Raw genomic sequence first — 18,035 nt, forward strand, 5'->3', positions numbered from 1 at the left:
CGGGTCACAATTCCGGATAGGTTCATCGGCGTTGATGACGTGGATTCTCGCGGTCAATGTCGGTGATCCCCGGTTCGGACAACCGGAGTCCCGCCATGTCTGTCACGGCTTCCAGCGAAACACATCACCAACACATCTTCAATTCTGCTGAGATGGGCGCCATCGCTCATCTTTACCGGGGCGAGGTCTACCGTTCGACGATCTGGCGAACGCGGCTCGACAACACGACCAACTGGGCGATCGTCACAATGGGCATCGCCCTCTCAACGACATTTTCGAGCCCCGAGGCTTCACCGCTGCCGCTCCTGCTCGTGGGCCTGCTCATTGCCGTGTTTCTCGGCATGGAGGCGCGACGCTATCGCTACTTCAATGTCTGGCGCGCCCGAGCGCGGTGGATGGAGATGAATTTCTACGCGCCAATATTCACCGGCGAAGCCCGCGACGATAGCTGGCAGGTGACGCTCGGGCGCGACTACACCGCGCCCCGCCACCACATCTCGTTTGTTCGCGCGGCGGGGCGGCGACTGCGCCGCAACTACGTCTGGATTCTCGCCGTGCAGGTGATTGCCTATTACGGCAAGATCGCAATCCATCCGGCGCCCGCGTCAACCCTCGCGGAATTTGTCGATCGCGCCGCAGTCGGACCGATTCCAGGCTGGGTCGTTCTGATAATCGGCTTCCTCTACAATTTCGGCTGGCTGGCGTTCGCGCTCGGCACGCTGTGGCTCGACGGACGCGAGCACGGGGACGGCAAGGTGGCGATGGGTTAGCGATCGCGCGAAGCGTGGTCGATGCACCTGGATAGTCGGTCGCAATGTGCAGGCTGACGCTGGCGGGGATGTGATGCCGGGATCCCGAACGCGTTGGTAGACCGGGATCGGGTCCTGGTTCTTGAAGCGCTCGATCACCATGAACAGCATCGGCAATTCCCCGGGTGGCGGCGTAGCGTGATGTCAGCCCTTGCGCAGGAACACGTAGTCCGCGGAGTAGGGCGCGTTGTGGTAACTCCCGGCCTTGTCGCAGGCACCTTCGAATTTTCCGCCCACCGTATTGATCCGCTGCACCGTGGTGACGCCGGAGAGGATGCCGGTGCCGCGCCCGGACGTCACCGTCAGCTTCAACAAGGGAATATCGTTCGCTGTCGCGCCGGGCGCGTTGCCGACGGCCTTGCCGACGACGGCGCTCGAGTCGATGTGTTCCCAGTTCGGCCCGGCATAGTGCCGGCCGACAGTCTTGCCGTCGAGCAGCAGCGTCGCGGTCGGCTCGCGGAACGCCCAGGCCAGCTTGCCGTCGGCGGCAGCCTTGCATTCGTAGACCTGCGCGCCTTCGGCGTGGAGTGTGAGGACGACGGTTTCGCCGGGTGCCGCGACGGCCTCGGGAAGCAGTGTCTGCGCCCTCGCAGCCAGGGCTGAGGTCGACAACAAGAACGCGGCGAGCGCGATATTTCCGAGATACGGCATCATAGATCCCATGATGTTGGCCCCGAAGGACCAACACCATCGCCGGCTCATTATGCCGCCATTGCCCTTGGCGAGATTGTCCGAGCCCTTGTCGGGGAAGCCGGTGGTGGACAGCCGGCGCCGGTTTGGGCGCAGCCTTTCCGCATGCCGATTGGGGGCGCCGCCGTTGGGCAATGCCGTTTCGACATGGTCAGGGGCGCTACATGACGGAGAAAGCGTTCAGCCCTTGCGCAGGAACACGTAATCGGCCGAGTAGGGGACGCTTTCATAGGTGCCCGCCTTGTAACAGGTGCCGTTGAGCCTTCCACCCGCCGTGTTGATCCGCTGCACCGTCGTCGCTGTACTGAGAACACCGTTGCCGCGCCGGGAAGTCACCGTGAGCTTCAGCAAGGGAATGTCGTTCGCGACCATGCCCGGGGCCGTGCCGGCGACCTGGCCGACCACCGCGCTGCCGTCGCTGAATTCCCAGTTCGGTCCGGCATAATGCCGGCCGACCGTCTTGCCGTCCTGGAAAAGCGTCGCGATCGGCTCCCGAAACGCCCAGGTGAGCGTGCCGTCGCCGCCGCTCTTGCATTCGTAGACCTGCGCGCCTTCGGCATGCAGCGTAAGTATCGCGGTTTCACCCGGAGCTGCGATGGCTTCGGGAAGTGCTTTCTGGGCGGTCGCGTTGACAAGCGACCCGATCAATAGGAAGGCGGCGAGCGCGATGCTCTTAGTGAACGACACAGTAATGCTCCGTCGTGGATTTTCTATTATTGCGAGCCAGTCGGCCGCGCGAATGCGCGCCCGACGACAGGCGTCGAGCAATCCATCGTGCTCCAAGACGTGGATTGCTTTGTCGCTCTGTCCCCGTGCGCAAACGCTTAGCGTTTGTCGCAGGGAATGATGTGGGGGAGTTGCGAAGGCGGCTTAGGCCGCCATCGCCTTTTCGAGATTGGCGGCGACCTTGTCGAGGAAGCCGGTCGTGGACAGCCAGCGCTGGTCGGCGCCGACCAGGAGCGCGAGGTCCTTGGTCATGTAGCCTTCCTCGACGGTCGCGACGCAGACCTTTTCCAACGTATCGGCGAATTTCGCGAGCTGCGGGTTGTTGTCGAGCTTGGCGCGGTGGGCGAGGCCACGCGTCCAGGCGAAGATCGACGCGATCGAGTTGGTCGAGGTCTCCTTGCCCTTCTGGTGCTCGCGATAGTGCCGGGTCACCGTGCCGTGCGCGGCTTCGGCTTCCACGGTCTTGCCGTCGGGCGTCAGCAGCACCGAGGTCATCAGGCCGAGCGAGCCGTAGCCTTGGGCAACCGTATCCGACTGCACGTCGCCGTCGTAGTTCTTGCAGGCCCAGACGTAGCCGCCGGACCATTTCAGCGCTGATGCCACCATGTCGTCGATCAGGCGGTGTTCGTAAGTCAGGCGCTTGGCTTCGAACTCCTTCTTGAACTCGCGGTCGAAGACATCCTGGAAGATGTCCTTGAAGCGGCCGTCATAGACCTTCATGATCGTGTTCTTGGTCGAGAGATAGACCGGATAGCCGCGCAACAGGCCGTAGTTGAAGGAGGCGCGGGCGAAGTCGATGATGGAGTCATCGAGGTTGTACATCTGCATCGCGACGCCGGAGCCCGGGGTCTTGAACACTTCCCTCTCGATGACCGTGCCGTCCTCGCCGACGAATTTCATGGTCAGCGTCCCCTTGCCGGGGAACTTGATGTCGGTGGCGCGGTACTGGTCGCCATAGGCGTGGCGGCCGATGATGATCGGCTTGGTCCAGCCGGGAACCAGGCGCGGCACGTTCTTGCAGATGATCGGCTCGCGGAAGATCACGCCTCCGAGGATGTTGCGGATGGTGCCGTTTGGCGACTTCCACATCTCCTTCAGGCCGAACTCCTTCACCCGGGCTTCATCAGGGGTGATGGTGGCACATTTGACGCCGACACCGACCTTCTTGATGGCGTTGGCGGCATCGATCGTGACCTGGTCGTTGGTTTGGTCGCGGTACTCCATTCCGAGGTCAAAATACAGAAGCTCGACATCCAGGAACGGGGTGATCAGCTTGTCCTTGATGTACTGCCAGATGATCCGGGTCATCTCGTCGCCATCGAGTTCGACGACGGGGTTGGACACCTTGATTTTTGCCATGACGGAAGGGGCCTTTTCTCGGAAAACCGCTGATACGGGCGGGGTGGAGTGATTATACGCGGCCTATAGCACCGCAAACCGGCCGGCGGAAGCCAAGCTGTTATGCAGTTTCAGCCCATCCTTTAGATTAGATTGCTGCCTGGGTCGCCGTCCCCGCTACCACATACCAAGTCACGAACAGGCCACAAATCAGGGCACCGGGCAGGCTGGAGCCGGTCCGCCGCCAGGTGAAGGTTGCGATCACGGCGCAGATCGCCAGAAGCGGAACGAACTGGATGGCGACGATGGTCGAGAGCGGCACGAAGCCGGGGTCGGGCAGCGGGTTGAACAGCTTTCCGGTGAGCCAGAGGATGGCGTATTGCCCGCCCACGAGCACGATGAAGCCCAGTGTCAGTGCAAGAATATTGGTCAGGTACAGCGCCCCGCGGGGCGCCGCCATGGTCGAGAAATTTCGGTGCAGGACATGCAGCGCGATGACGAAAAATGCCGTGAATGGCACCAGATAGATCACGAAGATCAAAAACTGCTTCGCACTCATCAGCTTCAGCGCAACGATCCAGAAGCGGAAGTCGATCTTGAAGGCGAGGTCGGCAAGCCACAGCGCGGCGTAGCCGGTTGCCGCAGTGGCGACGGCGATCACGGCCGACTGCAGGACAATGCCGCTTCGGCTGGCGCGCTTGGGCGCGAACCGCATCAAGGCCAGCGTGATCAGGCCGTTGATGACGGCCCAGACCAAGATCTGGTTGGTAATGCCCTGCGGCAGCAAGGCGGAGGGTTTTAGGAATGTCCCGCCCAGCGCGAATGCCGGATAGTACGTCAGCGCCGGAATGAAGGCCGACAGGATGAAGGCGGCGGTCCAACGGCGGCCGCTCGCGGCGACATGTTCCGGCATGGTGCCGTCGGCAATCTCCGGCAGCCGCAGGCGGGAATACATCGGCGCTTCCAATAGCGCATCGAAGGCGCCGATCAAGAGCGCGACGAAGCCGAGCAGGGCGATCAGCGTGCCGATTTCTTTCCGGAACCAGATCTGGTCATCGACCGGGCGGGGCGTGCCGCCCTGCAGGGTTTTGGCGAACCAGTCGAGGCTGTAGCCGATCGCCTCGTGGGAAATGTGCTCCGCCGGGTGGGTGATGGCGGGGGTATACAGCACCCGGGCGGTGCCTTGCGCGATGTCGCCATAGACCTTGCCCGGCTCGACCGGGCCCTGAGTGCCGAACAGCGCCCAGAGTTTCGGGCTCTGGGTCACGTCGCGGGCAAGGTCGACGCCCCACATCAGGGTGGAGAATTCCTCGTATTTGGCGAACACCAGCGCCACGTTGCGTGGCCAGGTGGTCGTGCCCTCGGCCGCAAACGGTTTTCCGGTCGAGGAGCCCTCCAGCACCATCGACTTGTAGTCGTTGGGCGCGGCCGTCGCCGCCGCCAGCACGGTCCAGCCGCCCATCGAGTGGCCCTCGAGCCCGATATTGTTCTTGTCGACGATTTCAAGGCTGCGCAGATAAGCGAGGCCATCGGGGCCGCCGAATCCGTTGGCGAAAGCGGGCGGGTCGCTATAGCCGTGGCCGGTCTGATCGAGCGCGAGGACGACATAACCGCGGCGGGCGAACTCGATAGCGAAACCGTCCTGGGTCTCGCGCGAATTGATGTAGCCGTGAACCGCGAGAATGCCGGGAACGGGGATCTGCGGCGTGGCGTTGGGCGGGATGTAGAGCAACCCACTCATGGTGTTGCCCTTGGCGCCCTTGAACCTGACATCCTCGATCCGGATGCCGCCGACGGTCTGGGTGAGATGGGCGAGCAGGCCGCCCGCCAGGATCAGGACCACGCCGACAATCGCCAACGACCACCTGCCGCGCATGGACGCCTCCCGTTGATGCCCTTCACCGTTGAACCGGCGCTCGGGATTGTTTGCAGCTTCGCTTCGCTTTGCTTGTGATTGTTAGCCTATCCGAAAGTCTAATGCGCGCAAGCGACGGTGCGGGATCAGGGCCTCCTTGAGGCTTTGAGCGAGCGCGCGGAGAGGTTAGTAAGCCGCGCAGCAGGCTCGCGAATTGGGCCGCCATCCGAAACGAACTGAATCCATCGCGGTGATTCAAAACCTTCAGAGGTTGAATCAACTTCGGAAATTGAATCAGAAGGTGAAGTCGAGAAATGTCCGGCACCGATAAAACCAAGTCTGGTTTCGACTTAGCCGGACCTGTTGTGATCCTCGTCGAGCCGCAGCTCGGCGAGAATATCGGCATGGCCGCGCGGGCGATGGGCAATTTCGCGCTGTCGCGCTTGCGGATCGTCAATCCGCGCGACGGCTGGCCGAACATCGCCGCGCAGCGGGCGGCGGCCGGCGCCGACCAGATTCTGGAACAGGCGCAGTTGTTCGACACCGTCGAACAGGCGGTCGCGGACCTGACGCTGTTGTTTGCCACCACGGCCCGCGCCCATGACCAGGCCAAGCAGGTGGTCGCGCCGGTGGAAGCGGCGGCCGAGATCGTGGCCCATGTCGGCAGCGGCGGCGGGGCCGGCATCCTGTTCGGCCGCGAGCGCTATGGCCTCCAGAACGAGGAGGTCGCGCTCGCCAACCGGATCATCACCTTCCCGGTTAATCCGGGTTTCGCCTCGCTCAACCTGGCGCAGGCGGTGTTGCTGATCGGCTACGAGTGGTTCAAGCTGTCGACCGGCGGCGCGCTGCCGTTCGCGATGCCCGAACGGTCTGAGCCGGCCTCGCAGCACCAGATGCAGGCCTTCTTCGACAATCTGGTCCGGGAACTCGACAAGGTCGAATTCCTCCGCCCGCGGGAGAAGCGGGACACCATGCTGGTGAATCTGCGCAACATCTTCACCCGTATGGACCCGACCAAGCAGGACATGCACACCCTGCACGGCGTGGTGATGGCGATCGCCGAAGGCCGCAAGGGGCCGGCCAAGGGCGGCGTGCTGGACGGCGAACAGGCGACGCGGCTGCGGGCGCTGTTGGCCGAGCATGGGCAGGGGCCGGCGGCGCCCGGCGACAGCTCTACCGTGCGCGGGCTCGCCCGGCTGCTTCGCCGCAACCCGACCGATGCCGAGCGCATTCTGTGGCAGGCGCTGACCCGCGACCGCCGATTTGCCGGCCAGTTCAAGCGCCAGACGCCGGTCGGCCGCCACATTCCCGATTTCGTCTCCTTCGTGCATCGCCTCGCGGTCGAACTGGTCAACCCGAACGAGTCGGACGCGATCATTGCCGACCGCGCCGGGCGGAAGGCCTGGCTGGAGGCGCGCGACTATCGCGTGATCGAGATGAAGGTGGCGGATGTGGAGGGGGATCTGGCGACGGAACTCGGGCGGCTCGAAGCGCACCTGAGCGAGGGAAGCTAGCCGGCCCTTTTCGGTTAGCCGACGTCTCTGTCTTTGCGCCCTCAAACGGAGTAAGCTTGGCTTGCTCGGACAAGTCGCTGGAAGTGCCACCTGTCGTGGCATGGGCCGATGCTTTGACCGCGACCCGCTCGCATCGATCGCGCATTTGACGCCGGCGAAGCTTTCAAGCGGCTGCAGTCCAATCGACAACGCAACGCGGAGGTCTGCCATGGCTACGTCCGACTGGCGTCTCGAAGGCGAATGGATCAAGAACTGCACGTGCGCATTCGGCTGCCCGTGCGATTTCAATGCCCTGCCGACCCAAGGCTATTGCAAGGGCATGGTCGGCATGCGGATCACCAAGGGACATTTCGAAAAAACCAAACTCGACGGCCTGGTTTTCGCGGCGACCGTCGATTTTCCCGGAGCGCTGCACGAGGGCAACGGCCAGCTACAGCCAATTGTCGATGAGCGTGCCACGCCGGAACAGCGCGAAGCGCTGTTCAACATCATGTCGGGCAAGCATTCCGCCGAAGGCACGCTGTTCCAGATCCTCAGCCTGATCGTGACCAAGATGCATGAGCCGGTGTTTGCGCCGTTCGAGTTCTCGTTCGACAAGAATGGGCGCGTGGCGCGTGTCGTCGTGCCGGGTGTGCTGGAGACCGAGGTTGAGCCGATCAAGAATCCCGTGACCGGAGAGCCTCACCGCGTGCAGGTTGTGATGCCAGAAGGCTTCGAACACAGGGCGGCGGAGGTTGCCTCGGCCAATATTCGTTCGACCGGCGCCATAAAATTCGAGACCAAGGGCACGCATAGTTCGCTCGCCAACGTGGTCCAGACGCCGGAGGGCGTCGCGGCCTAGCGCCGCAGCAGAATCCAACTAGGTGCCGTTCCAGCATCGGGAGCGGATTCATGACGGGGACCTGGACGCTCGAGCAGACCCTGCGGCACGATCGCCTGATCGTGGCCATCGGAATAGCCACCGTGGTTGCGTTCTCCTGGGGCTATCTGCTTGCCGGCGCCGGCATAGACATGAGCATGGCCGATATGCCGATGGACCCTGAGCCGTGGTCGCTGGCGCAGGCCGGGCTCATGTTCGCGATGTGGTGGGTGATGATGGTTGCGATGATGGTGCCGAGCGCAGCGCCGACGATCCTGCTGTTCACGGCGATCAAGCGCAGGCAGGCGACGACGGATAGCCCCGTCGTTGCAAGCTGGCTGTTTCTCGCCGGCTATGTCGTGATCTGGGCAGGCTTCAGTCTCGTTGCGGTCTCGCTGCAGTGGGGACTTGATCAGGCCGGATTGCTGTCCGGCATGATGGCGAGCACCAGCACTGTGCTCGCCGGGGCCATCCTGCTCACCGCCGGGCTCTATCAGTTCACGCCGCTCAAGCACGCCTGTCTGCATTATTGCCAGAGTCCCATAATGTTCCTGAGCTGGTATTGGAAACCGGGCACACTTGGCGCGTTCCGCATGGGCCTGCTGCACGGCGGCTATTGCGTCGGCTGCTGCTGGTTTCTGATGGCGCTGCTTTTCGTCGCCGGCGTCATGAACCTCGCCTGGGTCGCCGCTGTTGCGATCTATGTCGCCTTCGAGAAATTGCTGCCTCGTAGCCAATGGCTCAGCCGTGCCGCTGGCGTCGCCCTGATCGTGGCCGGCGTTCTCTTTCTGGCTTTCGGTGCTACGGCTTTCGCGTCGCACTAGCGGCCGTCAGACGGCGACCAGCTCGGCGGGACTACCGGTCCGCTTCGGCTTCTTTGCTCTCGAAGACCCGAACAGATTGCTGGCGGCAAGGCCTGCGGTATCGGCGACCGAGGGATCGCGCGAGACCATCGCGGCGACGATGGCGCCGTCGATCAACAGCGCGAGTTGATGCGCGAGCACCTGCGGTTCGGCGGCGCCCATCTCACTGGCGAGCTTCTCGATATGCGCCAGCACCACTTTCTTGTGGCGCAGCGCGATGTTGCGGAATTGCTTGGCGTCCTTGTCGTGCTCGGCCACCGCGTTGATGAAGGGGCAGCCGTAGAAGCGTTCCTCGGCGAACCAGCGCTTCAGCGCCGGAAAAATCCGCTTCAGCTTTGCCTGCGCGTCGCCGCCGCCATCCTCTATGGCGCCGATGAACCATTCGCGCCATGCCTTACCTTCGCTCTCCAGCACGGCGTTGACGAGGTTGGTCTTCGATCCGAACAGTTTGTAGAGCGTGGTTTTCGCGGTGCCGGCCTCGTCGATGATGGCGTCGATGCCGGTGGCGTTGATGCCGTTCTTGCAGAACAGATGCGTCGCCGCGCTGAGCAGGCGGCCGCGCGCGGTTTCCTCGTCTCCCGCGGCGAACTGCTTCTTCTTCGGAACTGATTTGCCCATGTGCGCCAGTTAATCGAACCGCGCCGCAATCATCAAGCCGCATCTTTGCGCCGAAAATAATCGCAGGCCGCGCGGCAACTGCATCCCGCGTGAGCAGCGCGGCGCTGATCAATTTCCGGGCATGTATGGCTAAGCAGCGAGAGAAGTTCGGCTTTTGGTTTCGGCCGGTTCTGGCACGCTTAATGCAGGAAACAGAACGTTCGGTATCCTACCTCAGGGAGAGAAAAGATGACTGCGGTTGCTCAAAAAACAGTGCTGACGGGCTGCCTGGCCCCGATCGACAGAGGCGGGCTCGAGCAGCTCATCGCCAACGGCAAGGCCAATCCGAAGGTCATCAAGACCTTGAAGTGCAAGACGGTGGCGGAGGGCAAGTTTCGCCACGCCAACTACATCCGCAACCTCGCGCCCTATATCGTCGACGAGCCGCCGGGCCTCTTGGGCGACGACACCGCGCCCAATCCTTCCGAAGCATCGCTGGCTGCGCTCGGCTCGTGCCTTGCCGTCGGCCTGCACGCCAACGCCGTTCACCGCGGCTGGATCGTCAACAAGCTCGAACTCGAACTCGAGGGCGACCTCAACATCACGGCGGTGTGGGGCACCGGCGACGTCAGCGAGAAGCCGGTCGGCTTCACCGATGTGCGCGTCAAGGTCGACATGGAATGCGAGGGCGTTTCCAAAGCCGAGATCGACGCGCTGGTCACCCACGTCAAGAAGTGGTCGCCGGTCGCCAACACCTTTACGCGGCCCGTCAATCTCGAGGTCGGCATCTAACGTAACGCACGCGTGCAAGAGGGAGCGGGAGATCATGGGTTCACTGGCTTTGTCGCGGGTCGAAGTTGCAGATCAGCCTGCTCCCACGATTGTTGACGAGGTTGCCAGACTGGCTCGCCGCGACCTGGCGCCGCTTGCGCTGGCCATCGATGCCGGCTCCGCCTATCCCGACGCGTTGCTGCGCGGTTTCGGTGAGATCGGCGCGTGGGGCAGCCATGTCCCGCAGGAGGGACCGGCCGACCTGCGCTGTGCCATCCAGTCTATCGCTGCGATCGGGGAGGTCTGTGGCGCGACGGCGTTCATGGCCTGGTGCCAGAACACGCTGGTCTGGTACGCAGCGAACTCGACCAATCTGAAGCTTGCAAGGCGCTTCGGCGACAGTTTTTCGAGCGGACGGGTGCTCGGCGGCACCGGGCTCTCCAATCCGATGAAGAGTTTTTTCGGCATCGAGAAGCTCAAATTGAAGGGACGTAAAGTCGAGGGCGGCTACGTCGTCAAGGGGGCGCTGCCGTGGGTGTCGAACCTTGGTCCCGATCATTTCTTCGGCACCATCTTCGAGCGCGAGGACGAGGGCGGCGGCATTGTGATGTTCCTCGCCGACTGCTCCGATCCCGCGATCACGCTGCAGCCGTGCAAACCTTTTCTCGCGATGGACGGCACCGGCACCTATGGCGTGCAGTTCCGCGACGCGTTCGTGCCCGATGAATTGATCCTGGCCGAACAGGCCGCGCCGTTCGTGAAAAAGATCCGCGCCGGCTTCATTCTGCTGCAGACCGGCATGGCGCTCGGCCTGATCAAGGATTGCATCGAGATCATGGACGAGGTCGAGGCGCCGCTCGGGCACGTCAACCGCTATCTGCCGCAGCAGCCGACGCAATTCCGCGAACTCCACGCCGAGTTCGAAAAGGAGGTGATGGCGCTGGCGAGCGATCCTTATAACTCCGACGACAGCTATTGGCGGCGCGTCGTCGCACTTCGCTTGCGGCTCGGCGACGCCAGCGTCGCGGCCGCGCATGCGGCGATGCTCCATTGCGGTGCGCGCGGCTACCTCAAGAGCCATCGCGCGCAGCGCCGGCTGCGCGAAGCCTATTTCGTTGCCATCGTTACGCCCGCCACCAAGCAGCTCCGCAAGATGCTGGCAGGCGACGAGCACTGACTTCCGACCGACCCTAACCCGCAACCTTGAAACAGGAGAAGCCTGCCATGACGGACGTTCTGATAACTGCCGGCGAACTCGCGGAATTCCTCAAGCAAGAGCCGTGCGTCGTCATCGACACCCGCAATCCCGAGGCTTACGGCGCGGGGCATCTCCCCGGCGCCGTCAACGTCCATGAAATCTTCACCTATCTGGCGACCTCGACGCCGGAGGGCATTCACGAACTGAAAACGAAATTCGCCGACGCGTTCGGCGCGGCCGGCCTTTCGGGCAAAGAGACCGCGGTCATCTACGAACAATCGATGAATTCGGGCTTCGGCCAGTCCTGCCGCGGCTATTATCTCCTGACCATGCTCGGCTATCCCAAGGTCAAGGTGCTGCATGGCGGTTACGATGCCTGGGCGGCTGCGGGCCTGCCGGTGACCAAGGACGTGCCGTCACCGGTGAAGGCGTCGTTCTCGGTTCTGCCAGAAGCCGGCGACATCCTGATCGACGCCAAGACCATGCTCGCCGCCGTCGGCAAGCCCGGTATCGCACTGCTCGATGTCCGCGACATCGACGAGTGGATCGGCGAAAGCTCTTCTCCGTATGGGAAGGATTTCTGCCCGCGCAAGGGACGCATCCCCGGCGCCGTCTGGCTCGAATGGTACCGCATGATGAAGCCGACCGCGGAAGGGCCACGCTTCAAGTCCAAGAACGAAATCCTGGCGGAATGCGCCACCGTCGGCATCACGCAAAGCACGCCGGTCTATCTCTACTGTTTCAAGGGCGCGCGCGCCTCGAACACGTTCCTCGCCTTGAAAAACGCCGGCGTGAAGGATGTGCGGATGTATTTCGGCTCCTGGAACGAATGGTCGCGCGATCCCGCGCTGCCGATCGAGGAGGGGCTGCCAACGGAGGCCAAGCTCACCACCAAGGCGGCATAAGGACGCGTCCGATGTTGCAGTCTGATTCAACCGGATCAGACTGCAACCACGCGGTTGCGACCTCGATGTGACCATCGCCAACTGGTGGAACCGCGCACCACCGCCGCTCTGGCGTTCCCGATATCCGGTGCGTATAATCACGGCGCAGTCGGGTGGTCGTGGGATGTCGATGTTCTCAGGCAGATTAGGTTTCGCATTGGTCGTGGCGATGCTGTGTCTCAGCGCGCCGGCGGCCCATGCCCAGGCCTCGCCGGTAAATTACTGGATCCCGGGCTGGCCGATGGGATTCAGCGGCACTGCGGGCGAGAGCCCCGATGCCTACGGCAACTTTCCGAGCTTCGACTTCCGCGACCTCGGTAACGGCTCTTCCTATGCGCGCTACAATTTCTCGAACGGCTTTTTTGTCGGCAGCCAGCGCAGCACCATGGGCTTCAGCGGTCTCAGCCAGAGTGCGTTCGGCAGTTTCGGATCGATCTACAGCGAAGGCGCGCAGTTCGGTTATAGCCTGAAGAACGGCGGCGGGCCGCCCATCACCTTCTATGCCGGTTTCGACACGCTGAAATACAATACCGGCATCGGCGGCCCGTTCGCGCCGTTCGATTCCAAATCCGGCACGTTGCCCGTCAGTAGCGCGTATGCTGGCGTCGAATTCCAGGCGACGTCGAATCTCAGCCTGTCGCTCGGGGTCGGCTACGTCCAGCAGTCAGGCCGCCTCGACAGCGAGATCAATTCGCTGCCCGGCGCTTCGTCCTTCGCGGTCGGCGGCCGCCGCTACTAGGGCATTGTCCTGGTAGTTAAGTCAGGTCCGCTTTGCTCTCGAAAGGCGCATGTCGCCTTTGGGCCATGACCGGCCAGTTAATGAGGCCTCGGCACCCCGTGTCGCGCAAGTTTTGTCGTCGATCCGCAGTGGATCGCTGTCAAGCCCGCTCATCGGCACTCGCAAAGTAGAGAAGCGCCGCAACAGAGCTGATCACCAACGCCGCGCCCGTTAAGCTCAGCATCGCAATCCGTTCGCCAAGAATCCATGCTCCAAGCATGAGCGCGACGACTGGATTGACGAAGGTGTAAGTGGCGACAACCGGGGCGGACATGCGATCGAGCAGCCACAGGTAGGCTGTGTTCCCGACGACGCTACCGAGGAGCGCCAGATAGAGCATACCCCCGAGCGACACGATTGAGACCTGGCGAGGCGAGAAGTCGATCCATTCGCCGACCAAATGACTCAGCACCAACAGGCCGACGCTACCACAGATAAGCTGCATGCCCGCAAGATCATGGGGCGGAATATGGGCTGCACGCCTTTGCACGTACACGCTGCCGAGTGCCCAGGACAGAGAGGATACCAGCAGCAAAAGAATCGCACCGATCGGCAGCGAATTGTGCGTATTCGACGTTTCATTCCATGCGATTAATGCGACGCCGGCCAAGCCGGGCACAAGCGCCAAGAGTCTTCTCAAAGCTTCGCTTTGACCAGTTGATACGTTGACAAGCACGATCCAGAACGGAATGGTCGCCAAGAAGATGGCCGATAACCCCGAAGGGACATAACGCTGGGCATATGCGAGGGTCCCGTGACATCCGATGAAGAGGAGCGCGCCACTGATTGCAGCGTGCCACCAATCTTCCCGCGATCGTGGGTTCAATCTCCTCAATTGCGAGAAGCCAAGCAATACAGCGCCACCGAGAATGGAGCGCGCTCCAATCAGCAGCAAAGGAGGGATTGACTGCAAGCCTAGCGCGATCGCTAGATATGTCCCACCCCATAACAGATAAATGGCGCCGAATGCGCCTATTAATTGGGCTCGGCGTGTGCCTATCGACATTGATGGCCTCTTGCTGTTGACAATCAAGACAACAGCATGTCAACGCATCGACAAGCGGCGAGGTTTCCGTTGCTGATAAGGGCTCGCTCGAGGTGAAATTTCCCGAACACCTTGCCGGAGCAGGCCTGAAGCGCGGCAAGAATGTTGGCACTCTCGTGCGCGCGCATTTCCGCTGCGGTCATGACCACGGGGGCGGGCGTCGGCTTTCACGCGCCGATCCCGGAGTGGGCTGGACGCCTGCGGCATCGGGCAGGTCGATGCGGAGCTGGCCCGGATTAGGCGGCCCGGATATTGCCCCTTGCCGCCTTGGTCTCTCGGATGGGCGGCAAACCGAACATGCGGGCGTATTCCCGGGTGAACTGAGAGACGCTCTCGTAGCCGACCGCGAACGCAGCGCTGCTTGAGGTCATTCCATCCGACAGCATCAGCCGTCTCGCCTCGATCAGACGTAATTGTTTCTGGAACTGCAGCGGAGAAAGAGACGTCACGGTGCGAAAGTGCTGGTGGAAGGCCGATGGGCTCATCCCGGCAATAACCGCGAGGCGCGCGACCCGCAATGGCTGAGCGAATTCGGCTCGAAGCACCGCGACCGCGCGCGCCACGCGTTGCACATGGCCGTCCGGCCAGCCAAGATGTCGGATCGCCGCCCCATGCCGTCCGGCCAGGAGCCAGTAGTGCATCTCACGCACCAACTGTGTGCGCAGAACTGGCACCGATGCCGGGCGCTCAATCAGGCGCATCAGCCGAAGCGCTGCGTCGGTGACTTCGGCGTCGGTCGGCTCGTGGCGCACGGGCGCGCCCTCGGCGATCGGCACCGCCTTCATCTCCACGGCGAGGTCTGCGATCACCACCGGATCCAAGTCCAATACAAGCGAGAGGTAGGGTGCGGCGATGCTCGCCCGTGTGACCTGGCTTACCGTTGGCACGTCAGCCGTGATCAGCAGAGAGTCGCCGGCACTGAACGTGAAAGCCCTATTGCCCATCGTCACTTGCTTGGTTCCCTGCAGCACAAGGCAGGCGAGCGGGCGGGAGATCGCATAGTCCATGCCGCTCGGTGCGGTCGCACGAATGGTCGTCAGGCCAGGAATCGGCGTTCGGGCAACCCCAGCCGGATCGGCATGGACCTCGGCATAGCGGCGAACAGCCTTGAGGAGAGTGTCGATCATACAGCGATCCTATCGCGCCTGAACCGATGCGTAAATTCGATCTGTAGGAATAGGCAAAGATCGTCGAGGTTCCGGCAACAAAGGCCAGCTCCCAGGCTGCATATCAGAGTGGCCACGCAAGCAATAGGAACCTAGCATGACCAAGATCGCTCTCATTACCGGAGCAAGCCGCGGGCTTGGCCGGAACACTGCGCTCAACATCGCCCGCGAGGGTAGCGATGTCATCATCACATATCAGAGCCGTGAGGAACGCGCTCGAGCCGTTGTCGCCGAAATCGAGGCGATGGGCTGCACGGCGATCGCACTCCAGCTCGATGTTGGCGATGTCTCCGCGTTCAAGCCTTTCGCCGAGCGCCTGCGGACCGCGCTGCGGAAGACCTGGCAGCGCGATACGTTCGATCACCTTGTCAACAACGCCGGCCATGGCGACATGGCTTCGATTGCGGAGACGACCGAGACGCAGTTCGACAAGCTGGTCAATGTCCATTTCAAGGGCGTGTTTTTCCTCACCCAGGCGCTGTTGCCGCTGATCGCGGACGGCGGGCGGATCGTGAACCTGTCCTCCGGCCTGACCCGCATCTCCTTCCCCGGCTTCTCCGCCTATTCGGCGGCGAAGGGAGCGGTCGAGGTGCTCAGCGTTTACATGGCGAAGGAACTCGGTAGCCGCGGCATTGCGGTCAATACCGTGGCGCCGGGAGCGATCGAGACAGACTTCCTCGGCGGCGCCGTCCGCGACACGCCGGATCTCAACAAGACCTTCGCGGGCATGACAGCCCTTGGTCGTGTCGGTGTGCCTGACGACATCGGCCCGATGATCGCGAAGCTGCTGACCGACGACAATCGCTGGATCAACGCCCAGCGGATCGAAGTCTCCGGCGGCCAAGTCATTTGACCGATAGGCTGGACCGGATCGCAGCCCGACCAGACGAGCCGGGTTGGGCTGACGGCCGCGTCTATCCGCTGAGACCCGCGGCGCCACGCGAGCGTTCGGTAATCCCCAGCGCCTTGATGCGTGAGGCCAGCGTGGTCGGCTTGATGTCGAGCATCTCGGCGGCGCCGCCGGGGCCGAACACCTTGCCGGAGCAAGCCTGAAGCGCGGCGAGGATGTTGGCGCGTTCGTGCGCGCGCATTTCCGCTGATGTCATGACCGCGGGACGGCTATCTGCTTTCACGCGCGGCGCGCCGGGGGAGGGCTGAGTACCGGGTGCGTCGGGTAGGTCGATGCGGAGCCGGCCGCTCTGCGCTAGAATCGCCGCGCGCTCGATCACGTTCTGGAGTTCGCGGACATTGCCGGGCCAGTCGTAGCGTGCGAGCCTGCGCGCATCGCCTTCCGACAGACGCAGGTCGGATTTCAGCGCCTTGCTCTCGCGTGTCAAAAAATGCTGCGCTAGCAGCGGGATGTCCTCGCGCCGCTCGCGCAGCGGCACCGACTCCACCGGAAAGACATTGAGGCGGAAGTAGAGATCCTCGCGAAAGCGGCCGCGCTGCACTTCCTGCTTGAGATCGCGGTTGGTTGCGGCGATCAGGCGCACGTCGACGGCGCGGGTGCGCTCTTCGCCGACGCGTTCGAAATTGCCCTCCTGCAGCACCCGCAGCAGCTTGCCCTGCAGCTCCAGCGGGATTTCGCCGACTTCGTCGAGGAACAGCGTGCCACCATCGGCGAGTTCGAACCGGCCGATGCGATCGCGCATCGCGCCGGTGAAGGCGCCTCTGATATGGCCGAAGAACTCGCTTTCAAAGAGTTCGCGCGGGATCGCCGCGCAGTTGACGCGGATCAGCGGGCGGTCGCGGCGGCTGCTCGCCTCGTGGATGGCGCGCGCGATCAATTCCTTGCCGGTGCCGGATTCGCCGGTGATCATGACGGCCGCCGACGTCGGCGCCACCAGCTTGACCTGGCGCAGCGTCTTCTGGATCGCCTCGCTCTGGCCGATGATGCCGCGCGGGTTGGTCTCGATGCGGATTTCTTCCTGCAGATAAGCGTTTTCCAGCTCCAGCCGCTCGCGCAGGCGATCGACTTCGGCGAGCGCGGCGTGCAGCTTCTCGTCGGCCTCGCGGCGCTGGCTAACGTCGCGGAATACGATGACGGCGCCGACCACGACGCCGCGGTCGCGGATCGGAGTCGAGGTGTATTCGACCCAGACCGGCGTGCCGTCCTTGCGCCAGAACACTTCGCCCTCGACCTGGTGCACGGCGCCGTCGCGAAAGGCCGCATAGATCGGGCAGTCGTGATCGGGATAGTGCCGCCCATCATGATGGGTGTGATGGACGATCGGGTGGATTTCCTTGCCGACCAGTTCTTCCGCGCCCCAGCCCAGCATGCGTTCGGCCGCCGGGTTGACGAAGGTGGTCTTGCCCTCGGCGTTGACGCCGTAGATGCCTTCGCCGGCGGCGCGCAGGATCAACTGATTTTCCCGTTCGATATCCTGGAACACGCGCTCGACGCGCTGCCAGGTCGCGATCCCGCCGCGCATGTGGTCTTCGGCCGCCGCATCGACGTAGCGGCGGCGGCGCGCGTCGAGATCGCTCATGGTGAGCAGCACCAGCGAACGTCCTCCTTCCGGCACCAGCGAGCCGGCATATTCCAGGCGCAGGCTTTGCCCCGTAGCGTGGCGCGGCGTCAGTGCGTTGGTCCAGTACGCGCCCTTGTCGAGCACCGCCTGGGTAAAGACGATCAGCGCCGGCAACTGGCCGCTGTGCAGCGTGCTGACCTTGGTCTGCCGCAGCAGGGCGCGATCGTAGCCGAGCAGGGTGCAGGCGGCCGGATTGGCGTCGACGATCTGGTCGGCATGGGGATCGAGCAGCAGCGTCGGCTCGATCGCGAATTCGAACGTGGCGGCGCGGAGTTCGACGTCCTGCGGCGGGACGGTTGAACCGAGGGCGAGATCCATCCGTTACTCCGAAATCTCGTAATTCAATTACGA

17 protein-coding genes are annotated in these 18,035 nt (G+C 63.1%); 9 read left to right on the top strand and 8 right to left on the bottom strand.

What is annotated here, in order from left to right:
* Window positions 1-95: 95 nt before the first annotated feature.
* The gene (locus tag ACH79_RS27050) at window positions 96-770 is read left to right on the top strand and encodes a DUF2270 domain-containing protein (protein ID WP_161853656.1); all 675 of its coding nucleotides are present in this window, start codon (window positions 96-98) and stop codon (window positions 768-770) included.
* A gap of 183 nt (window positions 771-953) precedes the next feature.
* Here ACH79_RS27050 and ACH79_RS27055 read toward each other — a convergent pair whose 3' ends face one another.
* The 4 genes from ACH79_RS27055 to ACH79_RS27070 all read right to left on the bottom strand — a co-directional run bounded on the left by ACH79_RS27055 (window position 954) and on the right by ACH79_RS27070 (window position 5,439).
* On the bottom strand, window positions 954-1,460 hold the full coding sequence (locus ACH79_RS27055; protein WP_161856598.1) for a DUF3455 domain-containing protein: 507 nt from the start codon (window positions 1,458-1,460) through the stop codon (window positions 954-956).
* 219 nt (window positions 1,461-1,679) lie between these two features.
* A complete protein-coding gene (locus ACH79_RS27060; RefSeq protein ID WP_371419286.1) occupies window positions 1,680-2,186 on the bottom strand; it encodes a DUF3455 domain-containing protein in 507 nt (168 codons plus the stop codon).
* A 183-nt stretch (window positions 2,187-2,369) separates the two neighbouring features.
* Window positions 2,370-3,584 carry an NADP-dependent isocitrate dehydrogenase gene (locus ACH79_RS27065; protein ID WP_161853657.1) on the bottom strand — a complete coding sequence of 405 codons (1,215 nt, stop codon included), beginning with the start codon at window positions 3,582-3,584 and terminating at the stop codon, window positions 2,370-2,372.
* A 127-nt stretch (window positions 3,585-3,711) separates the two neighbouring features.
* Window positions 3,712-5,439, bottom strand: coding sequence for a S9 family peptidase (locus tag ACH79_RS27070; protein ID WP_161853658.1), 1,728 nt, complete (start codon window positions 5,437-5,439; stop codon window positions 3,712-3,714).
* A 293-nt stretch (window positions 5,440-5,732) separates the two neighbouring features.
* Between ACH79_RS27070 and ACH79_RS27075 the strand changes: the two genes are divergently transcribed.
* From ACH79_RS27075 to ACH79_RS27085, 3 genes are all read left to right on the top strand, one after another.
* The gene (locus ACH79_RS27075; protein WP_161853659.1) at window positions 5,733-6,932 is read left to right on the top strand and encodes a TrmJ/YjtD family RNA methyltransferase; all 1,200 of its coding nucleotides are present in this window, start codon (window positions 5,733-5,735) and stop codon (window positions 6,930-6,932) included.
* Window positions 6,933-7,140: 208 nt separating this feature from the next.
* On the top strand, window positions 7,141-7,773 hold the full coding sequence (locus ACH79_RS27080) for a DUF1326 domain-containing protein (protein WP_161853660.1): 633 nt from the start codon (window positions 7,141-7,143) through the stop codon (window positions 7,771-7,773).
* Window positions 7,774-7,823: 50 nt separating this feature from the next.
* Window positions 7,824-8,615, top strand: coding sequence for a DUF2182 domain-containing protein (locus ACH79_RS27085; RefSeq protein WP_161853661.1), 792 nt, complete (start codon window positions 7,824-7,826; stop codon window positions 8,613-8,615).
* 6 nt (window positions 8,616-8,621) lie between these two features.
* Here ACH79_RS27085 and ACH79_RS27090 read toward each other — a convergent pair whose 3' ends face one another.
* Complete coding sequence (locus ACH79_RS27090) at window positions 8,622-9,272, bottom strand: TetR/AcrR family transcriptional regulator (protein ID WP_161853662.1); 651 nt, start codon at window positions 9,270-9,272, stop codon at window positions 8,622-8,624.
* A 228-nt stretch (window positions 9,273-9,500) separates the two neighbouring features.
* On the opposite strand from ACH79_RS27090, the gene ACH79_RS27095 reads away from it, so the two are divergent.
* From ACH79_RS27095 to ACH79_RS27110, 4 genes are all read left to right on the top strand, one after another.
* Complete coding sequence (locus ACH79_RS27095) at window positions 9,501-10,043, top strand: OsmC family protein (protein ID WP_161853663.1); 543 nt, start codon at window positions 9,501-9,503, stop codon at window positions 10,041-10,043.
* A 34-nt stretch (window positions 10,044-10,077) separates the two neighbouring features.
* Window positions 10,078-11,199: an acyl-CoA dehydrogenase family protein gene (locus ACH79_RS27100; protein WP_161853664.1), complete on the top strand. Its 1,122-nt coding sequence runs from the start codon at window positions 10,078-10,080 to the stop codon at window positions 11,197-11,199.
* A 47-nt stretch (window positions 11,200-11,246) separates the two neighbouring features.
* On the top strand, window positions 11,247-12,125 hold the full coding sequence (locus tag ACH79_RS27105; RefSeq protein WP_161853665.1) for a sulfurtransferase: 879 nt from the start codon (window positions 11,247-11,249) through the stop codon (window positions 12,123-12,125).
* Window positions 12,126-12,288: 163 nt separating this feature from the next.
* Complete coding sequence (locus ACH79_RS27110) at window positions 12,289-12,903, top strand: hypothetical protein (protein WP_161853666.1); 615 nt, start codon at window positions 12,289-12,291, stop codon at window positions 12,901-12,903.
* Window positions 12,904-13,042: 139 nt separating this feature from the next.
* On the opposite strand, the gene ACH79_RS27115 is transcribed toward ACH79_RS27110, so the two are convergent.
* Complete coding sequence (locus ACH79_RS27115) at window positions 13,043-13,948, bottom strand: EamA family transporter (protein ID WP_161853667.1); 906 nt, start codon at window positions 13,946-13,948, stop codon at window positions 13,043-13,045.
* A 275-nt stretch (window positions 13,949-14,223) separates the two neighbouring features.
* The gene (locus ACH79_RS27120) at window positions 14,224-15,114 is read right to left on the bottom strand and encodes an AraC family transcriptional regulator (protein WP_202639048.1); all 891 of its coding nucleotides are present in this window, start codon (window positions 15,112-15,114) and stop codon (window positions 14,224-14,226) included.
* 136 nt (window positions 15,115-15,250) lie between these two features.
* Here ACH79_RS27120 and ACH79_RS27125 point away from each other — a divergent pair, with 136 nt between their 5' ends.
* A complete protein-coding gene (locus ACH79_RS27125) occupies window positions 15,251-16,006 on the top strand; it encodes an SDR family NAD(P)-dependent oxidoreductase (protein WP_161853668.1) in 756 nt (251 codons plus the stop codon).
* Window positions 16,007-16,067: 61 nt separating this feature from the next.
* On the opposite strand, the gene ACH79_RS27130 is transcribed toward ACH79_RS27125, so the two are convergent.
* Window positions 16,068-18,002 (bottom strand): sigma 54-interacting transcriptional regulator, encoded by a 1,935-nt coding sequence (locus ACH79_RS27130; RefSeq protein ID WP_161853669.1) that lies wholly within the window; start codon window positions 18,000-18,002, stop codon window positions 16,068-16,070.
* Window positions 18,003-18,035 lie beyond the last annotated feature (33 nt).

It is taken from the genome of Bradyrhizobium sp. CCBAU 051011, assembly GCF_009930815.1.
GTDB lineage: Bacteria > Pseudomonadota > Alphaproteobacteria > Rhizobiales > Xanthobacteraceae > Bradyrhizobium.